The following is a 23,126-nucleotide window of genomic DNA, read 5'->3' as shown; positions in this document are numbered from 1 at the left end:
CTCCTTTCAAAAATCATTTGATTACTCTCGATTAAGGTTTCCTTCATTTTCCCTTGTTTCAACACCTTTATCGGAAAGAGCATCTTCTTTTTTCTTTGGGGCGCCAGCGGATTTAACGCTTTGTGTGTGAGAGCTGGACAAAGGTATTAAATTATCTGGCAAATTCATAATTTCATTCTCAAGAAATGCCATGTTGTTTAAATTGCTCTGTGTAACACCCAATGTAGAAGCTAATGCAGACTTAACAGGCATTCCATATTGAGCTGCTTGCAACAAACTGTCTCGTACAGTTTCAACATTCAATTTTGTAGTTTCTAATAGCTCAATTCTGAATTTATATTCACTATCCATTTTTTTGAGCTTCCTATTTAGCCATCGTTCCAATTGTTTTAACACTCTAAAAGCGACTTGCTCATCTGTGATTATCGATTTAGATAGGCCTGTTCCACTCATTCCATCACTGTTGAATAATATTTGACTGACTCCGGCCGCATTATAATAATCTCTTTCAGCTTTTGCGACAGCATCCGCATCATTGCTTTTTCTTTCAAGCTTAATTGCTTCAATTTGCATAGGAGAGGTTACTAGACCAACTTCTTCTGGCAGAGCATTCATTGCCATATTGTGAAAATCAATGGCTGTTTCCATGTTCAATAAAAGCTTGTCTGCTTCTCCAGATTTCTCATCCATGGGGATTTTTTGTGTTAGGATCATATAATTGTCCATCTTGTTTTTCACATTGCGAAGTCTTTTGGTTTCATCTATATCAAGAACTGATTCAAAAACTGAAGAGAAGGGGGGAAGTAGATATTCAAGTTCCTCATTTACCTTGATACATATAGTGTTTTCGGAGCTCAGTTCTTGCCACCTTAAGCCTGTTTTGTCTTTGGTGTATTTCAGATACTTGACCCTAAATTCTTTAGGATAATCCTTTAAGATGTCCTTATTAGAATCAAAATAAGCAAAGTCAAAACTGTAGTTGAAAACTCCATCTTCAATGGAACTTATCCTACAATAATCTGGGTCAAGTTTTTGAATGAAATACGAATCAGATGTTGTATGCTCATATCCATAAAAGACGTCTTCTTTAAAGGCAATTAGCAATAGTTTTGTGAATTCGTGCTGAAGATTCATTGTTTCAATAAGTTTTAATATGCTGGAATATTGATCTTTAAAGGGTTTTTCTTTGAATTTGTCTATATTTAAATCGAAAGGTTTGATTATGTAATCAAAGCGGAGCATAGTTGCAAAGTATTGAACCAGGCGTTTATAGTTAGGCGAGGTGTTATATAAAAAACGGCTAACTCTTCTCAATTCTTTTTGGCTTTTTTGAGGGTTTTGAAGGTACATAATGATATTTTCTTTAGTGAATTTTGAGGAAATAGCTGATTTGTTATTATTTAAGCTCATGTCGTTGAGAAGTAGCTTGGACAGCTGCGCAAAACTTATTAATTGTTGATCCATTTGTTACAAATTTCAACTCCTTTCTTTTAAGAAATTTGCGGTTGTTTAAACAGGAACATTTTATTCATATCAATTTTGGGATGCTCTTTTTTTGTTATGTTTTCACGTCTTAGTTGCTTTAAGTACCAAGCAAGCATTGCAATTGTATATGCACGGTCGTCGTGAACTTTACTTTTCTTATCAGGAGGCAAGTCATATCTCACTTTGCTACTACTCCCAGAAGAAAATTTATAGATGCTGACAAGCTCTTCTTTTGCTAAATCAATATTTGTTAAAGACAAAATTTCTTCATCGGTTAGCTTGTACTTTTTTCCTTCACCGTTATCAGTAGGTAAAGTGATTTCTCCCTTATAATCATAGGTTTCAGTAAATGATATTAAGTTTAAATCCATCATCTCAATTAAAGATTCAAACATGTCGCTTTTTAGTTTTTGAGGTGAGAGGAGGGAGAGTTTGTCACTGGCATTTGGATACTTGGAAATGTAAGATTTGTACTCATCGTGTTGTTTATCAATAAGACCCCTGTGCTTAACACCCTTAGTATCTGTCCAGTCCTCCAGTAAACCATCTGCCCAGGCATTCATACCGCCACCGCCAGCACCGGCATCTAAAAGAATCCTTTCGATATTTTCATAATCAGCTGCCTTTGTTCCATTGTAATTTAGAAGCATTCTTTTAAAATCCTTAACTTGATCAGGAGTCTTAATTGGGGTTTTCTTTTTCTTTTCTAGATCAGTCCAAGAAACATTATTAGAAATTTCAAGCCGGTAGCCTACATTCTCATCATTAATTAGCTCTGCAACTGTGCATACTGAGTTGTCATGATTTCTTGCAGGGTCGATAGCCATTAAAAACTTTCTGGAGCCATCATTAGCAAGAACAGGGGGGCGAGTTACAGAATTTCTGATAATCATTGCACGTTTGATGATTTGATTGTCTGATCCCTCGGTGGTGAATATGTTCTTATATTCACGCATAGCTTTTTCTTTGTTATCTCTCATTGCTGCATCCACAGTTTCTTGGGATAGCAAAGACACAGGGTAAAGTTTTCCATTAAAGGTGGCATTTATAACAATGTCTGAACTGATATCTGCGACAAAATATCTTTTGTCTCCTAAGAACATCTTTTTAGCAAAATCGCTATATTTTCGATAGAAGTAGGTATCTGTTGAAGAGGCTGACGAGGCGTAAATCAGTTGATTGGGCATTTGTTTAGGAAATAGAGTGACATCAACATCTCCACCTAGCCTAAAATCACTGTTCTGAACGGCAAACGGTTCAGAAGTCGTAAAAAGCTCATCAGGAGCAAAACCACTTTCATCATAGAAATTTAGATTAGAACGCTTCGAACGGTTGTTGTCAAAGGATCCGTTTAATGAATTTACAATACTTCCGTTATAAAGTTTGTATTGAAATGATGCGGGGTTGTGGGTGAAGCCATCAGTGTTTGCTGCACTCTTAACGGTTTCGTTATAAAAAATGTCTGTAAGGCCGGTAAAGGATGCAATCTCTCTTTTCGCTATTTTTTCAATTTTTAAGAACATCTCTTGCGATTGTGAACCAACACCAGCCAAGATATACGCTTGGAAATTGGGGATCAGAAGACTTTTGGCCATAATAAAAGGGCTCCCCAGTGTTGTTTTTCCTGAGTTTCGCCCCATGCACCAAAGAACATATTGCTTGTACCAACTTTCAGTAAAAGCGTACTTTTGATAATCTAAAAGTTCCATTCCGAAGAATCTTTCTACAAATTTGACCGGGTTTTTTCGTCCCCACTGAATGACTTCAGCAAGCTTAATAAATCCATCTATTTTCCGTTGAGACATATTGGCTTTAGTCATTTGTCAAAGTTCCTTCTGTTTTTCTCAAGCTAAATAATTCTTTCTTAAGCTTCCGATTTTCTTCTTCAAGAGTGATTGTTCTTGCATCTAAGCTCTGAATAATTTCTCTTTGCTCCATGATCATTGAAGTATAATCATTTTCGTCAAATTGCAATTGATCCATAATGCTTTTATTGCTTAAATCAGCTACTTGTCTTATCCCTTGTGCTGTTTCAATATCAAATTGATTAACTTCTCCTTCTTCAAAGCCTTTCTCCTGAAGTGTTTTAATAATTCCTGAAAGAGTCCCGGCACCTTTGCTTTTATTGTTGTTATGGTTTACCGAGATACCATTGTCTTTAGCTAAAGCCAGCATGGATTTGAGAATCTTTTCTTTGGAGTCAATTAAGGATTTAATACCGCCTGCCTGATTAGACATATTAGCTACGTCACTTGTAATTGTCGCAATTGCTCGGTTTATTTTATCAATTTGATTAAATCCTTTTACAATTTCAATTACAGCGGGCAGTTTGAAATTGTCCTCTAATGTTCCTTCGTCAAGGAAGTTGACTAGGTTATTATAAAGAAGACGTTTATCACTCTCAATTTCTCCTTCGAACGGATCATATCCCAACATCCTTAATACATCATTTTTATTGGTATCATCTAACTGAATGCCATGATCTTTAGATGGATGATCTACGTTTATTTCTTGCTGCGTTTTCGTGCCATCTTCGTCGAACTCACTGTCTTGCCATGTTTTCATGCGGTTATGTCTTAGACCTAAATTCTTCATGTAAATTGAAAATAAATGCCTATTTCTATTTGCTGCTTCTTCAATTGAAGAAATCCAGGTAGTGTGTAAGTATGGTTTATCAAGCATTCGTAAAAGATTTTGTATATGGATAGGACTTTCTATGTCTGAGTCAGCAATTTTTAATAAGCATTGTTTACAGACGTGTAGCTTACCTGTTGCAGCGTGAAAAGGGGAGGCAGAGGCGTAATATTGCCCTGCGTCTCTTTCTTTTCCACAACAGGAGCAAACAATTTTTTCAATATTCATCTACTCACCTCCGTTAATTTCTAAAAACACGTTTTATAAAACGCCCAGCAATAGAACGAAAGGGGGATCGTAATCATCACTGGGCGTTCTAAAAAGGTGCTTAAACTAAAGAAGAGAGGACTTCATCGTGATGAAATCCTCTCTTAATTTCAATACCTAGAGGTAATCAAACTCTGTCTTATTCATTTTCATCAATCCTCATCGCATTGTTTTTAATAGTTCGTCCAAACAGTCTCTTTAACTTCATCTTTAGTTAAATGACTAAATTTCTCCCAATCTTTTTCAGGGACATTAAAGCTGAATTTACTGAGCAAAAGCTTTACATCTTCGACTGTTTTAACTTTGTCAAAGTCAATTTCTTTGTATTTGAATTTTTCCGAACGTGCAACTGCAGACATGATCATGCTCATAAAAATCTCCCTTTGATTTGGATAAAATTAAAGTTTTATCAATAGTGAATTTTGAAGAATTCGTTATCTAATGGGTTTACTTTGAAAATCAAATCTAAACCTGATACCTCACCACTAGCACCTTTAAGTTCTGCTCTAGAAATAATTTCGACATTGTTAAATTCTAAAGTAACCTTGTGTGACTTTGTTGTCTCAATATGGCGACCAATTGTTTCAGCTAATAATTTGAATTCAGAGCGAGGAGTCTCTTTTAAAACTGAAATATATTGTTTCTTCCCTAACTTTGATTCAAAGGAGGTAGGGGCTTTATAATCGCCTAAAAATTTAAGTACATCAAAGTTTAACAGAGCGTTCTTTGCAAAAATCAAATACGTTTCATGTTCATCGCTATAAAAGATTTCAACATCTTGAAGAGATGTTAAATCAATTAAAGATTCCTCAGTTGTTTTATCATACAAGTGAAGGTTATAAACTTCGTGCATTGCTAATTCCAAATTTATTCTCTCCTTTGAAACAAAGACTCAGTAATTGTCCTCTTAAATTCTTCCGAAAATTGATCCCAATGAATAGACAATTCGTTAATAAATGAAGCAGCGCTCAATATTTAACCCCCTTTTTTAACGGATTATGCAGTTCCTCAATAAACAAAGTTAATAGGAGCCTACATCGAGGCTCCCTTAGTTGAAAAAATAATGTCCTAATACTTCGATTAGGCTCTGTTGTGTGTATCATTCTTAAAGCGAATTATGTATGTAGCCTCAATACCTGCATCATCAAAAACCATAAATTTTTGAGAAGGTTTTGTTCCGAACCGACCTTGCATAGCATAATCATCCGCACCGACAAGCGCTCCGTTTACTACAACTGTTGTGCTGCCATACTCTTTTTCATAATTGTGATGAATATGACCACCGAATATGTAAGAAGGGATGTAGCCAAGTAATTGAGGCAATCGTGTTACACACTGATCAACACGATCGTAGTGTCCGTGTACAAACACGACTTCCTGATTGTTGATTTTAGCGGGGATGAAACCGTCTTGCTCAGGTTCAATGGAGATGTTCTTTATGTTCTTCAATCTGGCTTCGAGGTACCAATTAATGAGGTATTCAAAGTTTTCTTTAATCCCTACATCATTTTTAGAAGGGGAGAGGCGACCGTGATTTCCTGCCACGTTGTAGAACTTAACCTCTTGAAACTCACTTGCCAACATAGCTAGCACTTCTGCAAGCGTTTCTGATACATATTTAATTTGTTCTACAGCATCTTCATTGGCCTGAACTCTTGTAGACACATGAATAAGACCTCCGATTAAATCACCGAGATTTGCTACGTGCAGTGTGGAAACATGATTCTGTTTACCATACTCAATCACTTTGTTGGTTAGATGTTCTACACGCTCATTGAAGATTTCTTTGTTGAATTTATTAATGCGGTTATCGATTTCCATTCCGAAGTGCCAATCACTGAATAGAGCAAGTCCATGTTTTTCAGCAATAGCGGGGGATGGGAAGGTGAAGCGAAGGGGTCTTTTTGACTCTAGAGATGCAATAGCTTGAACAACATCATCTTTAATTTGTTCAAACCGTGCTTGATTGGCAATGAATTTCCGGAATTCTCTTTTTTGATCTCGTGCTTTGATTGTTTGTTTTTCGGATTCAATGCGAATTTCTTCATGTTTTTGTTGAACTTCTTTGTTCATATTCTTTGAGATAAAGTAATCGTGCCAGCGCTCAAATTGTTTAAAGTCTTTACGCCATTTGCTTTCATCATAGTTGGTTCCCTGATCTTTATTTAATAGTGTAGCAATTGTTTTTGTGTCAATGTGATAAGTATCTTTGTTTTTGAAAAGTCTAATATGATAATCAGTAAATGATTCGTCTTTTTCTCGCTGTAAAACAGTATCTAAAATAGCTGTCATTCAGTCACCACCTACTCATTGATTTGTGGAAGTTCGTCTTCTTCGGTAATAGAAATCTTCACTTTCCGACCGTCAAATGATTTTAAAATTGAATTCAGATCATAACGCTCGATGTCCGTTTTTGTTTCTTCTTCAATAATCCCATCAATGTAAGTATAGTTACCTTTTAAATTTACTGTATGAACTTTCTTAGCCAAATTAAATTCCTCCAATATGTGTTTTATTTTCGTTCAATAAGCTCCTTCGGAAGCCCGATGATCCGAAGCATCGGTAACGTCCGAAAAGGGGATATAAAGGAGATGAAAAGATAAGTCGGATAGGCGTTGGGGAAACGCCCGAAGGAGATTATTGATAACTTGCGTACCGGAAGGCTCGGAAGCGCATTCCGGCTGATCGGTAAAGTGAAACGCAAGCACAAAAAGACCTCCGCCGTAGGGTGCGGAAACCTCGTTCTGATTGCGTTATTTGAGGTTTACTAATTTAAATCCAGGTTCCAGTACGATCCTGCCGTACATGTCGAGAGATCCGACAAATACTTTGCGACCTTTCCGATCCTTTCCAAAATATTCTTCAGTGGCTTCGTTAAGGATAGCATCGATAATCTCGCCGGCATAAGTTTCATTAATAATCTCGCCCCACTTATTATATACCGTGTCATCATACATAACTTTAACGCGAATATTTGTGTCCATCTTTTTCGTCCTCCCTTGAAAATTATACGAAATTAGCGTTTCCTTACATATTATTCATTAACCCAAGTAGGTACGCAAAATCGACAGGGAATACGCTGATTACGGATTCATCGATCGAAATCTTTGTAAGTCGAAAATAACAAAAGACGCCAAATAACGTCTTCAGAAACTCCTTGTACATCAAGGTACATGAGCATAAAAGGCTGGTTATCGCTGTGCGAAATCCAGCTGGCTCCTTCTACACCTGGCAGATGGAGCTATGACAACAAATAATACACACTTTCTGGAATGTGTTTAAAGTTCCTATTGCCAACATCTTATATATCAAGTTTTTATGTTGCTTGCCAACTGCTCAGCAGAGTCTGAGCCCAAGGGAAAAATAATTTGAGAAGGAAAGACCCTAATAAGCCTTCTCAATGGCATTTAAAATGCTCTTGTCGGGTTACACGCCTTATTGAGAAACAAAGCGTCTCAAACGCTCGCCATTTATTTTGCACAGTTTTCTCTGACCCGTGTAAGGAGGTATGTGCATGGGAAAGATAAGTCTCCATACAGAACATTGAAGGAGATGAAGTGAAATTGAAAAGGCAAGACCGAAAATAAGCCTTTTCTGTGAAATGGGAGCGGTGATCAAGCGCTCAAAAGCCATCCCACTTATTTTACGAGGGTATGTAATTACAAAGCCTCACTAACCCGGAAAAATTTTTGATTACCTCTAATAAGCATCAAAGCTTACAAGGGCATTATTTATAGGGAAGGGAGACGCATCTACCTTACCTAAGTGCAAGCCGAAGCAATACACCGCAATTAATTTTTATGCTTATTACTGTGATAGGCATTCTTGCTTTAAAAGCGTTTGAGAATCTCATTCAAAAGATTGTTACAGAAGTAAAGAAAGAATTAAATCAGTAGATTGCCGTCTACTGAGAAAGAGCCATCTATTGCCGTAGGTGGCTTAAAAGCATTAACACTTGCCTCTGGTATTGTAATTATTCAGAGATCAAACCAATACTCCTCATATACTCTTCTTCAGAAGAGATAAACAATTCAATTTGCTCATCATTAATTTCAATTCCATTAGCTTTGGAGTTTTTGAGGATTGTCTTCTTTAATTCATCATAATCAAATTCAACCAAATTTGACCCTCCGTCCTGAAAAGTTTAGAGGCTAAGTTGTTGCCTATAGACATTTTTAGCCCGATAATAGCCATTTACCTATCTCATTAAGATACAGACATCCGAGTTAACCTCGAACCCTCATAAATGACCATTATCCGACTAACCACAATGACCAGTTATAGCTGTAAAGTCGAATTTAATGCTTTTGTTCGTATGAAAGTAGGATAAACATGTTTAGAAAAAGCTTAATCCACGATGGGGCAATACCCCGCTAATATCCACTTATCCGAAACCCTGGCATTCCAAGTCCTCAAACAAATGAATATTAGCGGAGAACTGATATCCCACATATCAGTAAACAGCTTATTATTGACGACACCCCCATGCCATCAATAAAAGAATTCTAATTAATTAACCTGGAGATGAATACGGGAGAGGATTTGCACCTCTCATGAACGGATTTCAACAACCGTTAGCCAAATCGACTATTATGTAGCTCCGTACTACTTCACAGTACCGTCCTTATGTTCGTCTAAGCGTCTACCTATTCCGCCACCACATTCATAGGTTAAAGAGGGGAGAGATACCAATCCTCCACTTTATATATTAAGCTTTCACCGCGTCTTTTAGAGCTGTGGCAGCCTTGAATGCAGGTACCTTTGTAGCCGGAATATCAATTTCCTCACCCGTTTGTGGATTTCTCCCTTTACGAGCTGCACGTTCACGAACTTCAAATTTCCCAACTCCAGGAATCAAAATTGATTCACCTTTTGTAAGTGTTTCAACGATCACATTAAATACTGCTTCTACTTTAGGCGCAGCTTCTTTCTTAGTAACTCCTAATTTTTCTGCAACTTCTCCTACAAATTCTGTTTTGTTCATGTTTTAATTCCTCCTAGTGATATTGTTTATTTTTGTGTTAAAGTATAATTACGGTAACGTTTGTGCTTCTTTTGAAAAATGGGAGACGTACTCACCCTTATATGTAGAAATTAGCTTTCTTTCTCCCTTATGGCGATTATCTCAAAAAGGGCTTTCAGACCAGTCATATCAAGGGTTCAAGGCGCTTTTTTCGTTAAACTTTTTCCGGTAAAGTCGCTGTACCCCTTGGGGGAGTAAGGCTCAAGGCACTTTCTATTTTATCGCTTTTTTGCTTTATACTTTTTATCAGCTATTCTTCTTTGCTCCCTTTTGGCATTTTGAGCACACTTTTCGCAATACTTTTTCTTATTGGACTCACTTCGCAAAATCTTGGAGCATCGAGCACATAATCTAAGTGTGGCTTGGTTTTTAATTAAGTTATTTAAAATAACATTTCCAAAGCACTCCCACAATGTTGATTTGAATTTGCTTTTCTTTTTATATAAATGCTTAACCAAAACATCGGCAACATATTGCTCGTCTTCGTGTATCTTCAGCAATCTGTCTTTGATAACCTTATAAACATAAAGTTTTTGTCCAGGCTTAATGTCTTCATCATTCATGAGCCATTTCTTGTGTTGGTCTAATCGTTTGTACTCACTAATAATTGCCTCGTCCAACTTAATCTCTTTGTTCTTGAGCAGGAAACGATAATCGAACTTTCCTGCAACAGCTGCGAAATTAATTCGGTCAGAAGGGATAATGGAGTCTAACTTATTTACTGTGCTTTCATTAATTAACTCAACGCTATGTTCTTCTTTATCCTTTGCATTTATGAAGAAGTAGGGGACTTTATTTTTTATGTAATCTTTGATTTTTTCATCAACATGATCAGGACGGGTGGGCATGAATAAGGTTTTTGCGAACTTTGATACCCTCGGTTTCCCGATATTTTATTAGGGAATAGACCATATCATCATCTGTGCTAGACAGATGGTCAGCGCTTCATAATAAGGAATTTCACCTTATTATTACTCCATAAAGGATGGTCGTTGCACCTTCATTTACAAGTGCTTCCCAGCATGATGTAAACGCTTGGCACAGGGTTTTCATATAATACATTCTACATTCATTTTACATTTTTATAGGTTCTTCCTTGTTTAATTCCATAGACAACATTGGGTTTTATGTTACACATTTTTGCAACATGGGGTGCTGATAACCCTTTTTTAAGAAGTTCTCTTATGCGAAATACTTCTTTTGGAGTAAGAGTGCTTTTCTTCTTGCTTTTGTATTTAAGAATAAAGTCGTCCCACCCAGTAACATGAATATGATTCCATACTTTACACTCTAATATTGATTTAACGATGGGGTAGGAAACACACATTGACTTTGATACTTCGGACATCTTTTCTCCATTAATCAAACGAACTTTTATCTCGTATGCTTTCGTTTCATTTATTTTTGAGGATTTATTTTTTGACCCTAAATGAGACTGACGCATCTTTAATCTAGATTCTGGCGAATGCCTTTTATTCATTCTAGATTGTAAAAGCTTTTCCTTATGCTGCGGAGAGAGCTTTCTGCCAATTCTCGCTTTACTCATTTTGGCTTTAGTCTCATCACTAAGCTTTCTTCCGGTGTTATTAATCCTATTCTTTTCCCCAATAATTCTTTTGGTGGAGTCAGACATCTTACAATTACTCTTGCCCTCTCCGCCGGTGGTCATGTTAAAGCCATTTAAATAGGCACCTAGTTCATTTATGTAGTGAGTTTCTAATTCGTTCATATCTGAGTTTGGATCAACTGTTTGCAATACATGAAATTGGAAATCGTTTTCTCCATATTTATTCCAGGTATTCTGCAAATGTCGATTACAGTGCGAATTGTTTTTCAGCTTCCAAGTGTGATGCCAGTAACGCTTAATAAATTTCATCTTAGTTTTCCCCACATATATTAAGCCGGTGCTTATCTGCTCAATCTTATATATCCCACTCAAATATTTATGCTCATCCTCATTTATAAACTTCACTTTGTCACCCCCTTGTTTTAAATATCATTGTTCAAAAATGTAAAATGTATTAATTAGAATTCCCCTGTTAGCACACTCATTGACGATCATTTCCTATCGCTACTTTTCGCTGAATGTACACCCTAGATTTCTAGGTTCACTGACTTTTCATCCGCATATCGCTATGCGACGCGACTATAAATTTAATCGATAGTAAAGTTATTTTCCATGCATAACCATTTGATCACATCCAGATTTATATTGTCACTGTTCCATATCTTAGTGATGTTGTTACTGTACTCCCCGATATTGATCCCATAAGCAAGAGTTAGTGCTTCATAGATGTTCCTGCTATTAATCTCTTGTTTCTGAGCTACAGACATTTCATAATACAACGGAACGATGTTTTCCATATTACGTTTGGCAATATTAACGATTAACTCATCAGCAATAATTAAGGCCTTATCCCCGTCATTATCAAACTGTAGCAACTTAGATATCGGATCATGAATGCTTGTGTAAACACCTGGGGTAATGAACCACTTTTCATATTTCTTATCTTTTTTGTTCCACCTAACACCATGCTCTCTGAATAGGTGAGGGGAGCGGAGGATGTCAATATACCCTTCATCATATAAAGAACAATGGACATCATTTCCTGAAAGCAGTCCTTTTGGATTCTGGATATTCAGAAATAATTTTTCGCAGAAAGCATATAGATCAGGGCATAAGTATGTATAACGAGCACCATCAACAAGCAATTTTCCTGATTTGGCATCTTTAATCATGCTTTTCTTTTTATTTTTAATAATTTCTTTCGTGTGATCATCGTTAAGAAGTTCTGGATATAGAAGTAAAGCGTCCTGAAGAGCTGTCCGATGTTTCTTTTTCTCCGTAGCTCCAAGAACTCTTAACATGGTTTCTTTGTCAGTTCCCAATGTGGTAATCTCTTTTACAGTCTTTGAGCTCATTTGAATTAATTCTTCATCGGAGATATCTGTAAGTGTCTGGAGCATTTGATAAGTGAGTTTACCTTCAACAGAAGGATCTTCTTCGTTGAGTTTTGCCCCTAAGCATCCATATTTTTTATAATTGTATTGATATTCTTCCCACGATGAATAATACTTCCACATTTTAAACTGGCTTTTAGTGAAGATAATTTGAACATCATCTTTCACTACGTCCCATTCCTTGCCGTATATATCAGTTACTTTAAAAGCTTTGTTTTCCTCAGCAAATTTACGAAAATCAAAAGGGACTAATAAACCCTTTACCCATGGGAGCCTTACCATGAAGCTTTTACGACTTAGAGTGGGGAGTATCATTCCGCAGCCATCTGTATGTTCAATGGGAATGTTCATTGTTTTTCGTGTGATCTCGTATGTGTCTCGATCAATGTAGTCAACGAGACTCGACACATCAGTTTCTAAGTCGTTGACAACAATAGCTTTATCAATATCAATCTCCCAAGGACTGCTGGCGCTGTTAGATAAGGCCATATAGCTATTCCATTTGTTAATGCTGCTACCACCAAGGGAGTTAATCTTTTCAATACTCAAGCCGCATGTCAAAGCATCCTGATACTTATCGTAGGTGCTTTTTTTAATGAAACATGACTTCTTTGTACGAATTTGACCGGCGCTGCTCGTGAAATAAACGTATTTTTCATTGTTATGTAAAAATCCCTGATCAATAATGTCCTTCAATACTTCAAAATGGTAAGTCTGTACAACCATGATTTCCTCAGAAAGAGTGTTTTCTTTAATTCCTAATGTTCGGGTCAACACTGAATCAAATAAAGAAATCACTTTATTGTCCCTTAAACTGTCAGTTCGAAGTGTTCTTATGTTACTATGTTCTCCGAATGCGGAATAGAGGCATTCTTTAAGGTATGTAATTCTTTGTGATATGTATTTCTTATGTTTATTATTTACATTGTCTAATGTCTTAAGATAATCTCTGTATCTATAAGACTTCAAAATCTTATTATGTAATGAATTTTCTTTGTCATTATAAAATGCTGATGTGTCCACGCTGTATATGTGAACTTGCTTAGACAATCCGTCTTTTTTTCTTTTCAATCAATCCCCTCCATTTATTTTATTTTATTTTTACTCTAAAAGTGCTTAATATTCGCTATTAAGATATTGATTTACTAAACTTCGATATGTAAAGCTTTGCTTATTAATCTTTCCGTACCATTTATAATCCTGATAAAGGTATTCTTCTTCGGGTGTTGCTGTCCCATCGACTACTTTTCCCTCAATAAATCCCATTAAATGACTAAATAAATACTGCTTTTTCATCTTACACCTCCATACTATTTTATTTTTACTCTTAAAGTAATTAAAATAAAGACCACTTCATGTGGTTGTGTCTTTATTATATATTTTATTTTTACTCTTGTAAACATAAAAATCCAAAGTTAATTGGATTTAATTTCGATTAATTCAAAAAGATCGTCAACTTTACAATTTAGAATATGTGCCATCAATAAAAGATTGTATGTACTAGGGAGGACGGTTGCAAATCCCTCGCTGTCATTTTTACACCATCTAGATATACTTGCTCTTTCAGCTTTTATTTGCTCTGCTAACCAGCCTTTTTCAATACCTTTGCTGTTTAGAAATGAATCCAACTTACTTTTAACCCTATATTCCATTTAAATCATCCTTTTGCTGTTTGAATAAATTTTATAAAATGACTGGTTTACATACAAGCAGAGTATGATTATTTGCATTAAGATACAAAAATATTTGCATTTAAATGCAAATAGGCAATATAATAATTGTATATCAACCAAGATACTTCAAAATCATCAGATATTAAGGAGGGGTCACATGGATACTTATTTTGCTTCTGTCATTGACAACTTAACTCGAAATGATCTGTATATTCTAGGCTTATTGAGCGATGAAGGGGCTGATTTAAAGTTTAAATCAATTAGGAAGAAAACCATTCAAGCTAAAACTCAACTAACTGATGCTACTTTTAGAAAGAGCATTGATCGTCTTGAGGCCTTGCAGTTTATTAATATAGTGAAAAACAGTAAAGAGCATACAATTTTTATTACTCAATATGGTCAAGAAGCTTTGAGATATCAATTAGAAGGGGAGAGGGTTTAATGTTTGGATTTATTGGAGTTGGTCAGGCCGGTGGAAGTATAGCGGATGAAGCAATGAAGAGAGGATTTCATTCTGTTGCAATAAATTATTCACTTTCAGACCTTAATTCATTAATCAATATTCAAGATAAGCTTCATCTGGTAGGGACAGAAGGAGTAGGTAAAGACAGAAACGTAGCAGCGAAACATATGAAAAATAACTGGGAGTCCTCTATTGAGTTCATAAAGAACACAATGGAAAAGCCTTCAGTACAAGTTATTTTCGTAGTTTTTTCTGCAGCTGGTGGAACCGGTTCAGGGGTAGCCCCTATATTATTAGAATTGTTAAACGAATGTCTTACTCATAAAACAATAGTTGCTGTACCAATCCTCCCTGACAACAATGAGGTATTGGTTAACCAGATGAATTCACTGGAGTTACTTGATGACTTATCTATGCCAGAGACATGTGTTTTACCTTTGGATAATCAAATGGTTTTACGCAAATATGAAGGGAAGATTTCTGAAAGCAGACTATACAAGGAGACAAACAAGATGTTCCTTGATTTAATCGAAGTCTTACTCAATTACACGGACAGAGGATCAAAGATCAGTACATTAGACAGGAAGGATTTAAATCAGCTTTTTGACACACCAGGAATCATGACTATTGCTCAAACAGACCTCAATGAATTTACAAATGAGGGTAAGTATTTTGATAAGCTGCATGAAGATATACAAAAGTCGTGGAACAATTCGATTTTCACTCCTGTTGAGTTTACAAATGTGATGAGAGCTGGAGTTATTCTGGATGTTCATGAGTTCTTAACGGAACATATATCGTATAATGAGCTGTTTAATGTCTTTGATAACAAGATGCCCCTAGACTTATTTAAAGGGCATTATGATAAAGGTAATAGGGCGATAACGATTCTTAGTGGATTAACCTGGATCAATGAGCGAATGAAGCAGTTAGATGATTTAATTGAAAATGGGAACACTGAAGTTAAAGAAACAACTGTTTATAAAGCGAAGAATCGCCGTAGAGAGGATTTATTTAAACCGAAAAAACTGGAGAACAAGGAATCGAAAAAGACCTCTTATATGGAGGCACTGAAGAGACTAAAGCGCTAATTTTAAAGGGAAGCTGCCTATTTTGGTGGCTTTTTTATTTTGATTTTTTATGACCCCCCTTGGTGATCGTGAGCTAAAAAAGTGCTTATCGTCAATGAAGATCGGAAAGGGTTAATTAGTTGATATAGCAATGTTTTAGAGCTGTCAAAGGGGATAATAGGTGTTTTGTGATCGTAAAACGTAGACAGGAGAGAGGAAAAGTGGTTGTTTATTTAAAAATCCAATGAAAAAGGTGAGAATGAGGGGTAGAAAAACATTGATATTATAGGCTTTTACGATAGCGGCTACGATGCGAAAATAGGCTGAAAAATGGGAAAGTGAAAAAATAAGTTGGGTGTGGAAATGGAAGTGCTAGGGGTACATTTGTTCCTATTTTTTGGTCTTTAGATGTTAATATACCCCCTATATATTGGTATTTAATTCCCTATATAAGATACGTTATGTAGGGTTTTTATGATTTGGCTGATAAATTTGCAAAGCTAACACAATTTCAAATGAAAAACAATATTTATTTTTGAAAAAATAATTAAGCGGTCAATTTAAAAGTGAATATGTATTCATAAAAAATAATCGTGTGTATAACGAGAGGGAGCAAATCGAAGTCTTATTTTTAATCTATCTTATACATTTTCATCCACTCACCTATTTTATATTCACTCTAATAATATTCCTTCTCATCCTTCATCTCATTGCCTATGTTCATCTTACCTAAAACACATTTATCTTCACCACACGTCATCATATATCCATCCTATAACACACTAACCACACATCATCAGAAGCATTCTAATACACCTAGAATCAATTTTAATTTGATCATAGTATCATTGGTATCCAATCCACATACACGCCTTATACAGCCTATAAACACCCATGAATAATAGTCCAAAATAATTTAAAAAATCCATTTTAAGAGTAAAAATAAAATGACTTCGAAGGGAAAATGTGCTATAATAGAGTTATAGGAAAGGAGGTGAACAGAGTGCTTGAGAAAGTGGGTATAACAATTGCTTTCCTTATTCCTATCACGGTTTTAATCATCAACTGTTTAACGATAGCTGAGAAGATTCAAAACCTGATGAAGAATAAAGAAAGCAAAAATAAAAAGCGTACACGCAAGCGCCTCCGTAGCAAGAGACAACGCAAACGTATACGCAGATAACACGCTAAAGGGGATTAATTCCCCTTTAGTCACTACCCATATTATAACACGGACAAGCACATTGTAAATATGAAACGATTCTCATTGTGGTTTACGAACATTACATTTGTTGTTTTATTCTTATTGTTCCTGTTTATCAAAGATTATTTCAGCAGCGGAATACAGTCGCTTATTACGGCTATCTTCATAGTAACGTGTATCATTGTTATTTTGTTATGGATCGCTTACTTTGTATACGCCAAAAGAAGGTAAACAAATCTAGCTAACATCATGCTATACTAAGCTTATTAGAGGTGAGCGGAATGGAAAATCAGATCCTTAAAGCAATACAGCAACTTTCCAAGGATATTAACACAATTAAGCAGGACGTTAAGGATATTAAAGAAACGGTTAAACGGATCGAAGAAAATGAACCTGAAGAGGTTGTATCCATGCTTAAGATTATTAACAAGAATATTGAAAGTGACCACCGATACAATGATAAGAAATTCTCTGGGCTTGAAAGACGTATTCATGATCTTGAAGAAAGAATCAACAATTGAGTTTCATATATGAGAAGGAGCGGTAAAACATTTATCCGTTCCTTTATTTTTAATATTAAAGGGGGAAGTCGGTATATATTATGAATAAAATTAAAATAATTGATTCGGTTATGGGGAGCGGTAAGACATCTGCAGCGATTAACAAAATGAATTCTGCTAGTAAAGAAGAAACCTTTATATTCATCACACCTTATTTAAATGAAGTTGAGCGCATAAAGAAAAGCATAAAGTCCAAACAATTTTTTGAACCTAAAGTAAAGAAGAAAGGTGATAAAACACAGTATAAGTTTGAATCCTTTCACGAACTCTTATCACAGAATAAAAACATTGTGGCAACTCATAACCTTTTTAAAAACGCAAACGACGAGACAAAGGAACTTATACTTGCAGGCAATTACACACTGATATTAGATGAAGTCATGGAAGTAGTGGAACAATTACAGGTAAAGAAACATGATCTAACCACACTGTTTGATTCCAATCTGATTTATATTGAAAACGGTTTTGTCAAATGGAATGAAGAAAAAAAAGACTATGAAACACGATACGATGATATTCGAGATATGGCGTTAAATAACAACCTAATGTATTTCAAAGATAATATATTGATTTGGAACTTTCCTGCCGACGTATTCCAGTTATTCAAGGAAGTTTACATACTTACATATATGTTTGATGCTCAAATACAAAAATATTACTACGATCTGAACAACATTAAGTATCAAAAGTACAGTTCAGCTTACATGGATGGACAGTATAGCTTCATTGATCACCGTCCTGATTATGAAAGGAGCTTTAAGAAAGAGTTAAGAAACAAAATAAAAATATATGAAGGAAATCTAAACACAATAGGACAACTGGAGTTTTCACTGTCTTCTAATTGGTATAAAAATAAATCACCATACACCATCAAAAAGGTGAAGAACAATGTATTCAATTACTTTAATAATATTGTTAAGTCGTCAAGTGATGAAGCTATGTGGACGACTTATTCAGACCATAAGAACAGAATAAAGGGCAATGGGTATACAAAGGGGTTTGTCTCATGTAATGCACGTGCTACAAATGAGTTTAAGCATAAGAAACATTTAGCTTATACAATAAACAGATATACGAATACTGTTCTGTATAATTATTTTAAAGAAAAGTACAGTATTACAATAGACCAGGACGCATTTGCATTGTCTGAGTTAGTGCAATGGGTATGGAGGTCAGCTATTAGGGATGGAGAAGAAATAACTTTGTACATACCTTCTTTAAGAATGAGGAAGCTGCTCACAAACTGGCTCGATACCTGATAAAGAGGACAAACCTCTTAAACTTAAAAAATAAGCCAGTCATATCAAGGGTTTCAGAGCCTAAGTCTTTAGGAGAACCAGAAAAATAATTAAATAAAAAATAATAAATTCGTCCGTAAAGAAAGTGCCTTTACGGCCGTCTCGTTTCAGCAAGCTGAACCTCGATAATATGTTCTTCTTTTTTTAGAATAAAAATAAAATAACTATTGTTAATTTTAAATGCTCATGCTATACTCTAATCAAGTTAAAGCAACAGTGAAGTGAACATACTTTAAGAATAAAAATAAAATGTTTTAAGGACGCATTAAACTTAAAAAATTTAAAGAGGAGAATACATAACATGAAGAATACCAATCTATATTTAATCAAAGAAAGTGAAAGAGAGCAGTACATGGATCGAATTGATGCCTTGGACAAAGTGAAAAAGTTAAAGATGCTAGGTGACAAAAAACATACCTCAATAAAATTCTTGTCAGAGTATTTCGGAATGAAAGTACCTACATTAACTACATACATCCACAGAAATAATGAGGTTTTGGTTGAAGACGGACTGAAGAAACTAGAAGGATTAGAGCTTGAAGGATTTAAGCATAAATATAATATGCCTGGGAAATTCATTAAGCTATATATCGTTCCTAAAAGAGCAGCTTTAAGATTGGCAATGATCCTTAAAAATTCAGATACAGCCATTAAGGTAAGAAAAGAACTCACAAATGAGGAGGACGGTACTCAACAAGAGTTTGTTCCATCGGTTTTTCATGAAAGGAAAGAAGTTGTTGTGCCTGCTTCAGATACAAATGTAATTAAAGAAATGATGAAGTCGAACAATATACAAATTCTACATGAGGTGAAGAACATGTTAACGCCGATTTTTAATATGCAGCAATCTGTGCAAAACATGACAGAAATCTCAACAAAAGAAATCTTTGATCTTAAAAACGAAATTTTGTCTTTGAAACATGAAAAGACTGGAACAAACAAACTAATAGCTGATAAAGACGACAAGATCAATAAACTTAGCAACAAAGTTAAAAGCCAGAAGAAAAGAATAGACAAGCTTCAAGAGCTTATAGCAAGTGAGTTGATTGATCATGATGAAGATGGTTCCAAATCAACAAAAGCGAAAAAAGAGGACAACCCTTTGAAAAACATAAAGTTAAAAATGGATCGGAACGGCAACTTGGAAAGGATGTAAAGACAATGACAAACGAATTATCAACAGAGTTCAAATATGATTTAGTCGATCAATCAACTGCTGACTTTCTTAAACAAAAAGAAGTTAATATGCGTGAGATTGTAGGCAAGGCTTATACAGAGCTGGGAAGAGAACTAAAGGAAGCGCAAGACATACTCGCTAAGAATGGATATGGATGCTTTCAGGAATGGGTTGAGTCTATTGGTTTTAGAAGGCAAACTGCTTACAAATTGATTCAAAGGCATAATTTGATTGTCCATAATGTGGATGAACGAAATTTACTCGAAGACCTGCCAGTATCCTTAACATATGAAATTGCAAAGCCTTCATCAGAATCAACCGACTCAAAGAAACAAGCTAAGGAAGCAGTCTTAAATGGAGAAGTTAAGACATTAAAGCAATACAAAGAACTTGAAGCTAAGTTGAGGAAAGCTGAAGAGGATAATAAGAATCTTAGTTATGAATTAAACCAAGAAAAGAAAAACAAGACAGTTGTTGAAAAAGTCATTGATAACACTGACTACAAACAAATAGACACATTAAAAAAAGAATTAGAGTATAAAAATAAAAAATATGAAAACTTATCAAAACAAAAAATGATCTTAGAGCAACAACTTGAAAGGAGTGATGTGAAAGTAAAGGAATATGAGGAGCTAACAAACAAATTAAAGGCCGTAACAAGAGAGCAGGATGATCTAGGGAGACAAGTTGAGGCCACTTCAGAGCTTTCTGAAATGGTTTGGGAGATTGAAAAAGTGCTAAAAGGTAGTTTGGCGCCTGTAAAGTATGCAAAGGCCATTAGGGATATGAGTGACAATCAAATTATAATGAACAATCTTGATTCTGTAATCGGGCATGTGGAATCCTGGTGCAAAGAAATGAGAAAAATTACGAATAAAAATAATATTATTGAGGTGGTTTAATATGGCGATTAATGAATTGGAATTGAACAAAATGTCAAACGGAGAAATTGATATGCTCATGGACAAGGTATTAAGCTTAAAAGTGAATAGATTAAGTGAAGATTTTATAAAAATGGCTGATAAACAAAAAGAGCTGGAGCTACAAGTTGAGCAGTTGTCTTTAAAAGAAAGTGAAAATGCAGAAGAAATTTCAAAGATGGAAGGCAAATTTAAAGAATATGATGAAACATTCTTTACCTTCCAACATGATAAATCAGGAAAATTTCTGGAGTTTAAAAATGCTGCTAAAAGTAGAGTGTTTGATTATGTAAAGCCAATTGGCAGTCCAGAACACCTTTTATTTTATAGAGGGTTGTTGATGCAATGCTATGGAAAAGTATCTGAAGCTCTAAATGTACCTAATACTTCGAGTATTAACATTAACGACTTTGAAGCTGCTTTGAAAATTGTTAAAAGATGGACACCGAGCAGAAAATATATTGACAAGAAAATTAACGAATACATAGCTATGCATGAAAATAATTCACTTCAACAAGAGAAAGTCAATGCTTTATTTACATATTTAGAAAAAACAGAAGAGGGAACAAAAGGGGGAATTATTTAGAATGACTGTAAAGTTTAACAAACAACAATTAGAAGCGATTAATTTTTATAAAGGAGCTTGCGCAGTCATTGCAGGGGCAGGGAGCGGTAAAAGCACCGTTCTCCTTAACCGTGTTAAAACATTGGTGAGGGATTACGGTGAAGATCAAGAGGATATTTTAGCCATCAGTTTTACGCGTAATACTGCAAATGAGCTTAAGAAGAAATTACATAAGCAGAAATTAACTAGTGTGAATGTAGGTACATTTCATTCAGTATGCCGCAACATTCTTCTCAAAGAGGGAATTGAAATTAACGATAAAAATACGATTAAAGAATGGCAGCGAGAAAACTGTTTTAAATCACTTGAAGAGAAACCAGACATCAAAGACATAACGGGTTTCATCAGCTACCAAAAGAACTTTTTAAGGGGGTGCACAGACGAGTTTTTAATTAAAGAGAGTAAATATACTGAGGAGCAATTACGACTCTTCTATAAGGAGTATGAGGCTTTTAAATCCAAAAACGGACTGTACGATTATGATGATTATTTATTGGAGTGTTACAAGGTGCTAAAAAACAATAAACATAAGTATACGTATGAATTTATTCTTGTAGACGAGCATCAAGATTCTAACTTAGTACAAAATCTCATTTTAAAAGAACTTTGCGCCTCTGGTAACATATTCTGCTTATTCGATTATAGACAAGCTATTTACACATTTAGAGGCGGCAATACTGAGTATTGTATGGAGTTTGAAAAGGATTGGGAAAACGCCACTGTGATTAACCTGGATACAAATTATAGATCAAATAAAAACATAGTTGATAACGCAAACAGCTTTATCAAGGAATACTATGGTGACTATGAACATTACGCAGACTCCATCCCTAATATTCATAACAATGGCGAGATTCAGACACTAACTTATCAGGACAGAGAAGCAGAAGGTCTGAATACAGCTGATAAAATTGAAAAATTGCTAAAAGCCGGTGAAAAACCATCAGAAATTTGTGTCCTTTATAGATTAAACTCTCATTCTAGCTATGTTGAGAATGAACTAAAAAGGCGTGAAATTGAATATGATATTATTAACAATGGGAGCTTTTTCAAGAGAAAAGAGGTAAAAGGGATTGTAGCGTATTTAAGATTAATTCGTGATCCACATGATGATGCAGCCTTTCGAGATATTTTCACACTAAGGAATGATCCATTTCGTTATTTTAGCAATAAGAATTTAAAAGATGTTGAGTCATTTGCCGGACAAACAAATATGTCTTTATATGAGGCCATGTTAAATATGAGATTTGATCGTCCGACTCAAAACGATAATGTCTTGAAATTCCAAAGTATGATTAATAAACTCCAAATGCAAGTGCTTAAAGGGATTGCCGTGGAAGAATTGATCGACAATGTAGTTAAAACTTTCAGAATGAATGATTACATAGAAGAGAAATACCTCGATGAAGATGAGATAACTGACAGAAAAGAATCTCTCAATACCATGAAGAAATTTGTTAAGAATAATAACTTAGAGCAGTTCATTAATTTTGTATACGGCAGCAAGCCAAGTAAAAAGAAAAATGAAAATGCGGTGCGATTAATGAGTATTCACGCAAGCAAGGGTCTAGAATTTAAACATGTGTTCTTAATTGGGGTTGAAGATGGTAAGTTTCCTCATAGAAAAAGCGATCTTTTAGACGAAGCAAGGTTATTTTATGTCGGCGTAACAAGACCTAAGGAGAGCCTGTATCTTAGTCAAATTGGTCACTGTAATATGTTTTTTGATGAGTATAGGCAACATGAACTTGTTTGCTAAGAAACTA

Annotated in this window: 24 protein-coding genes and 2 pseudogenes; 10 read left to right on the top strand and 16 right to left on the bottom strand. The window is 35.2% G+C overall.

Annotated elements, in window-relative coordinates; translation table 11 throughout:
• Positions 1 to 21: 21 nt before the first annotated feature.
• The 7 genes from RUW00_RS05240 to RUW00_RS05210 form a co-directional block, all read right to left on the bottom strand.
• Positions 22 to 1,464, bottom strand: a complete 1,443-nt coding sequence (locus RUW00_RS05240) for a hypothetical protein (protein WP_115997305.1) — start codon at positions 1,462 to 1,464, stop codon at positions 22 to 24.
• A 26-nt stretch (positions 1,465 to 1,490) separates the two neighbouring features.
• Entirely contained in the window at positions 1,491 to 3,305 is a 1,815-nt protein-coding gene (locus RUW00_RS05235; RefSeq protein WP_102421749.1) for a terminase, read from the bottom strand.
• Positions 3,298 to 4,347 carry a hypothetical protein gene (locus RUW00_RS05230; protein ID WP_103526806.1) on the bottom strand — a complete coding sequence of 350 codons (1,050 nt, stop codon included), beginning with the start codon at positions 4,345 to 4,347 and terminating at the stop codon, positions 3,298 to 3,300. Before RUW00_RS05230 ends, RUW00_RS05235 begins: the two co-directional genes overlap by 8 nt.
• Before the next feature lie 212 nt (positions 4,348 to 4,559).
• The gene (locus tag RUW00_RS05225) at positions 4,560 to 4,757 is read right to left on the bottom strand and encodes a hypothetical protein (RefSeq protein ID WP_102421747.1); all 198 of its coding nucleotides are present in this window, start codon (positions 4,755 to 4,757) and stop codon (positions 4,560 to 4,562) included.
• Positions 4,758 to 4,795: 38 nt separating this feature from the next.
• On the bottom strand, positions 4,796 to 5,251 hold the full coding sequence (locus RUW00_RS05220) for a hypothetical protein (protein ID WP_021493596.1): 456 nt from the start codon (positions 5,249 to 5,251) through the stop codon (positions 4,796 to 4,798).
• A gap of 215 nt (positions 5,252 to 5,466) precedes the next feature.
• A complete protein-coding gene (locus RUW00_RS05215) occupies positions 5,467 to 6,678 on the bottom strand; it encodes a metallophosphoesterase family protein (protein ID WP_021493595.1) in 1,212 nt (403 codons plus the stop codon).
• An 11-nt stretch (positions 6,679 to 6,689) separates the two neighbouring features.
• Positions 6,690 to 6,875, bottom strand: coding sequence for a YonK family protein (locus RUW00_RS05210; protein ID WP_019712268.1), 186 nt, complete (start codon positions 6,873 to 6,875; stop codon positions 6,690 to 6,692).
• Positions 6,876 to 7,034: 159 nt separating this feature from the next.
• Between RUW00_RS05210 and RUW00_RS05205 the strand changes: the two genes are divergently transcribed.
• Positions 7,035 to 7,157, top strand: coding sequence for a hypothetical protein (locus RUW00_RS05205; protein WP_268865328.1), 123 nt, complete (start codon positions 7,035 to 7,037; stop codon positions 7,155 to 7,157).
• Here RUW00_RS05205 and RUW00_RS05200 read toward each other — a convergent pair.
• The 9 genes and pseudogenes from RUW00_RS05200 to RUW00_RS05160 all read right to left on the bottom strand — a co-directional run bounded on the left by RUW00_RS05200 (position 7,140) and on the right by RUW00_RS05160 (position 14,022).
• Positions 7,140 to 7,370 carry a hypothetical protein gene (locus RUW00_RS05200; RefSeq protein WP_154817522.1) on the bottom strand — a complete coding sequence of 77 codons (231 nt, stop codon included), beginning with the start codon at positions 7,368 to 7,370 and terminating at the stop codon, positions 7,140 to 7,142. The two genes, RUW00_RS05205 and RUW00_RS05200, sit on opposite strands and share 18 nt — an antisense overlap.
• A gap of 646 nt (positions 7,371 to 8,016) precedes the next feature.
• Positions 8,017 to 8,172 (bottom strand): annotated as a pseudogene (locus tag RUW00_RS05195) (hypothetical protein); the annotation flags it as partial.
• 187 nt (positions 8,173 to 8,359) lie between these two features.
• Complete coding sequence (locus RUW00_RS05190; protein ID WP_180997904.1) at positions 8,360 to 8,506, bottom strand: hypothetical protein; 147 nt, start codon at positions 8,504 to 8,506, stop codon at positions 8,360 to 8,362.
• A 588-nt stretch (positions 8,507 to 9,094) separates the two neighbouring features.
• Positions 9,095 to 9,370 (bottom strand): HU family DNA-binding protein, encoded by a 276-nt coding sequence (locus tag RUW00_RS05185; protein ID WP_169061562.1) that lies wholly within the window; start codon positions 9,368 to 9,370, stop codon positions 9,095 to 9,097.
• Positions 9,371 to 9,627: 257 nt separating this feature from the next.
• Positions 9,628 to 10,257, bottom strand: coding sequence for a hypothetical protein (locus RUW00_RS05180; RefSeq protein WP_396334715.1), 630 nt, complete (start codon positions 10,255 to 10,257; stop codon positions 9,628 to 9,630).
• Between the two features lie 221 nt (positions 10,258 to 10,478).
• Entirely contained in the window at positions 10,479 to 11,381 is a 903-nt protein-coding gene (locus tag RUW00_RS05175; RefSeq protein ID WP_053574268.1) for an NUMOD3 domain-containing DNA-binding protein, read from the bottom strand.
• Positions 11,382 to 11,566: 185 nt separating this feature from the next.
• Positions 11,567 to 13,441 (bottom strand): annotated as a pseudogene (locus RUW00_RS05170) (hypothetical protein); the annotation flags it as partial.
• 45 nt (positions 13,442 to 13,486) lie between these two features.
• Complete coding sequence (locus tag RUW00_RS05165) at positions 13,487 to 13,666, bottom strand: hypothetical protein (protein ID WP_014417885.1); 180 nt, start codon at positions 13,664 to 13,666, stop codon at positions 13,487 to 13,489.
• A 119-nt stretch (positions 13,667 to 13,785) separates the two neighbouring features.
• Complete coding sequence (locus RUW00_RS05160) at positions 13,786 to 14,022, bottom strand: helix-turn-helix domain-containing protein (protein ID WP_021493593.1); 237 nt, start codon at positions 14,020 to 14,022, stop codon at positions 13,786 to 13,788.
• A 178-nt stretch (positions 14,023 to 14,200) separates the two neighbouring features.
• Between RUW00_RS05160 and RUW00_RS05155 the strand changes: the two genes are divergently transcribed.
• The 9 genes from RUW00_RS05155 to RUW00_RS05115 all read left to right on the top strand — a co-directional run bounded on the left by RUW00_RS05155 (position 14,201) and on the right by RUW00_RS05115 (position 23,119).
• Positions 14,201 to 14,485: a hypothetical protein gene (locus RUW00_RS05155; protein WP_021493592.1), complete on the top strand. Its 285-nt coding sequence runs from the start codon at positions 14,201 to 14,203 to the stop codon at positions 14,483 to 14,485.
• Entirely contained in the window at positions 14,485 to 15,597 is a 1,113-nt protein-coding gene (locus RUW00_RS05150; protein WP_280145249.1) for an FtsZ/tubulin family protein, read from the top strand. Before RUW00_RS05155 ends, RUW00_RS05150 begins: the two co-directional genes overlap by 1 nt.
• Before the next feature lie 982 nt (positions 15,598 to 16,579).
• Positions 16,580 to 16,759, top strand: coding sequence for a type I TA system toxin YonT (gene yonT / locus RUW00_RS05145; protein WP_021493591.1), 180 nt, complete (start codon positions 16,580 to 16,582; stop codon positions 16,757 to 16,759).
• A gap of 302 nt (positions 16,760 to 17,061) precedes the next feature.
• Positions 17,062 to 17,301, top strand: coding sequence for a hypothetical protein (locus RUW00_RS05140; protein WP_060964968.1), 240 nt, complete (start codon positions 17,062 to 17,064; stop codon positions 17,299 to 17,301).
• 80 nt (positions 17,302 to 17,381) lie between these two features.
• Positions 17,382 to 18,599, top strand: a complete 1,218-nt coding sequence (locus tag RUW00_RS05135; RefSeq protein WP_315956517.1) for a hypothetical protein — start codon at positions 17,382 to 17,384, stop codon at positions 18,597 to 18,599.
• 340 nt (positions 18,600 to 18,939) lie between these two features.
• On the top strand, positions 18,940 to 19,794 hold the full coding sequence (locus tag RUW00_RS05130) for a hypothetical protein (RefSeq protein ID WP_315956516.1): 855 nt from the start codon (positions 18,940 to 18,942) through the stop codon (positions 19,792 to 19,794).
• Between the two features lie 5 nt (positions 19,795 to 19,799).
• Positions 19,800 to 20,717, top strand: a complete 918-nt coding sequence (locus RUW00_RS05125; RefSeq protein ID WP_315956515.1) for a hypothetical protein — start codon at positions 19,800 to 19,802, stop codon at positions 20,715 to 20,717.
• A gap of 1 nt (position 20,718) precedes the next feature.
• Positions 20,719 to 21,321: a hypothetical protein gene (locus tag RUW00_RS05120; RefSeq protein ID WP_014472015.1), complete on the top strand. Its 603-nt coding sequence runs from the start codon at positions 20,719 to 20,721 to the stop codon at positions 21,319 to 21,321.
• 1 nt (position 21,322) lies between these two features.
• A complete protein-coding gene (locus tag RUW00_RS05115) occupies positions 21,323 to 23,119 on the top strand; it encodes an ATP-dependent helicase (protein WP_315956514.1) in 1,797 nt (598 codons plus the stop codon).
• Positions 23,120 to 23,126: the final 7 nt, after the last annotated feature.

It is taken from the genome of Bacillus sp. IS1 (assembly GCF_032461585.1).
GTDB lineage: Bacteria > Bacillota > Bacilli > Bacillales > Bacillaceae > Bacillus > Bacillus velezensis.
The sequence above is the reverse complement of the archived record's forward strand: the minus strand, read 5'-3'. Positions and strand labels throughout refer to the sequence as shown.